The organism is Actinacidiphila sp. bgisy160, from assembly GCF_057707815.1.
On record NZ_JBYIQW010000124.1, the window covers coordinates 1 to 2,008 of the forward strand.

3 protein-coding genes are annotated in these 2,008 nt (G+C 66.5%); all 3 read left to right on the plus strand.

The window, feature by feature from the left end:
• Positions 1 to 106: 106 nt before the first annotated feature.
• The 3 genes from AC3EUJ_RS37080 to AC3EUJ_RS37090 all read left to right on the plus strand — a co-directional run bounded on the left by AC3EUJ_RS37080 (position 107) and on the right by AC3EUJ_RS37090 (position 1,951).
• A complete protein-coding gene (locus AC3EUJ_RS37080; RefSeq protein ID WP_431969390.1) occupies positions 107 to 955 on the plus strand; it encodes an IS5 family transposase in 849 nt (282 codons plus the stop codon).
• Positions 952 to 1,356 (plus strand): hypothetical protein, encoded by a 405-nt coding sequence (locus AC3EUJ_RS37085; protein ID WP_431969392.1) that lies wholly within the window; start codon positions 952 to 954, stop codon positions 1,354 to 1,356. Before AC3EUJ_RS37080 ends, AC3EUJ_RS37085 begins: the two co-directional genes overlap by 4 nt.
• A gap of 157 nt (positions 1,357 to 1,513) precedes the next feature.
• Positions 1,514 to 1,951: a glutaredoxin domain-containing protein gene (locus AC3EUJ_RS37090; RefSeq protein WP_431969394.1), complete on the plus strand. Its 438-nt coding sequence runs from the start codon at positions 1,514 to 1,516 to the stop codon at positions 1,949 to 1,951.
• The last annotated feature ends 57 nt before the right edge of the window (positions 1,952 to 2,008 follow it).

Here is a 2,008-nt window from a genome sequence, read left to right on the forward strand (position 1 = left end):
CTGAGAGGGCGGTTCGTGACTTTTTGAGTAGTTCTGTGGTCGCCTGATGGTGTAGATGTGGGCGGAATCTGCTGGTCCGCCGCCTGCGGTCTGTTGGGGTGGCGGGGTGAGTGGACGCAAGCTGTATCCGAGTGACTTATCGGACGAGCAGTGGTCGTTGATCGAGCCGGTGATCACCGCGTGGAAGGACCGGCACCGCTCGGTCAGTGGCCATCAGGGCGCCTACGCGATACGGGAGATCGTGAACGCGATCCTGTACCAGACCAGGACCGGCTGCCAGTGGGCCTATCTCCCGCACGATCTTCCGCAGAAGAGCGCGACGTACTACTACTTCGCGGCCTGGCGGGACGACGGGACCGACCAGGTCATCCATGAACTCCTGCGCTGCCAGGTCCGTGAGCGGGCCCGTCGATTAGAGGACCCGACCCTGGTGGTGCTGGACACCCAGAGTGTCCACGCTGCTGCCGGGGTCCCCGCTGCCACGACCGGCCGGGATCCGGCCAAGCGGGTGCCGGGCCGCAAGCGCGGGCTGGCCGTGGACGTCCTCGGCCTGGTCATCGCGGTGGTCGTCCTTGCCGCGAACACCCACGACAACGCCGCGGGCATCATCCTGCTGGACCAGGTGGCCGAGCACGCCGGCGGAACCGTCCGCAAGGCACTGGTTGACCAGGGCTTCAAGAACCAGGTGGTCCTGCACGGCGCCAACCTGGGGATCGACGTCGAGATCGTCGAACGCAACCCGCAGGACAAGGGGTTCGTGCCGCAGCCGAAGCGGTGGAGGGTCGAGCAGACCTACGGGATTTTGATACTGCACCGGCGTCTGGTCCGCGACTACGAGCACCGCCCATCGTCGTCCGCCTCCCGCGTCTATTGGGCGATGTCCCACGTCATGATCAGCCGCCTCACCGGCGCGAACACCTCCACCTGGCGCGAAGAGCAAGCGGTGACCGCGTGAACATCCAGCCCCTGCTCGACGCGCTCGGCATCCAGGAGGACGCCGCCCGGTCCCTGGCCGACGACCTCCGCACTCAGATCGACGAACTGCGGGATCGGCTGCGGGAGGCCGAGACCCACCTCGAACACCTCGCGATCACCCGGAAGACCGTCACTACCCTCGCCGACCGGATACCCGTCCAGGTCGGCTCACACGACCTGCCCGAGCACCCGGACTACCCCCGCATCCTCACCGTCTTCAACGAGGCCACCGGCCCCCTCCGGGCCCGCGACGTCTGCCAGGCCCTCGACCACGAACTGCTGCCGAAAAATATCGAGGGCACCCGCGCCAAGCTGAAACGCCTGGTCAAGCTCGACATCCTCACCGAGGTCGACGCCGGCAGCTTTACCAGGAAGCAGTAGCGGCCAAGCACCGCGACCAGCGGCCCTGCCCCTGACCCACCCGGAAATGGACATCAACTCACGCTCTCCCTCTCACTGCCATGACGACTGCGCGACGTGGCCCAGACGTGCGGGCCGTCGATCCGCCGAATCTGCGCCACCGATAGCCTGCGTCATCATGACGCGCGCATGGATCCTGCCGATGTTGCTCCTGGTCTGCGGCTCGCTCGTTGCGACCGCGTTGGTGGTCAGAGGGTTTCCTGGCGCTGCCGTTCCACTACTGCTGATGTTTGTCCTGCTCGCGGGGCTGAACTCGCCGCTGGCGTTCCCACGGTCGATCAGTGCGGTGGAAGCACAACGACGCAGCGCGGTCGACGGCCGACCGATCGTCTACTGGAGGGCTGGCTGCAAGTACTGCCTGCGCCTGCGGATCCGGTTGGGCGGCAGCGCCCACCAGCTGCATTGGGTCGATATCTGGCGCGACCCGGCTGGGGCGACGGCGGTAAGGGCAGCCAACGACGGTGACGAGACCGTGCCGACTGTCGTGGTCACGGGCCAACCGCACGTCAATCCCGATCCCGAATGGGTGCGCGCACAGCTCTCCCCATCCACGTGAGCGGTCCTGCTCCCGCCTCACTCGGAAACGGACATCAACTCACGAACCGCCCTCTCA

Bases quoted from the DNA above. Each gene is read 5' to 3' on its own strand.
- AC3EUJ_RS37090 (WP_431969394.1), top strand. From the start codon at position 1,514: ATGACGCGCGCATGGATCCTGCCGATGTTGCTCCTGGTCTGCGGCTCG.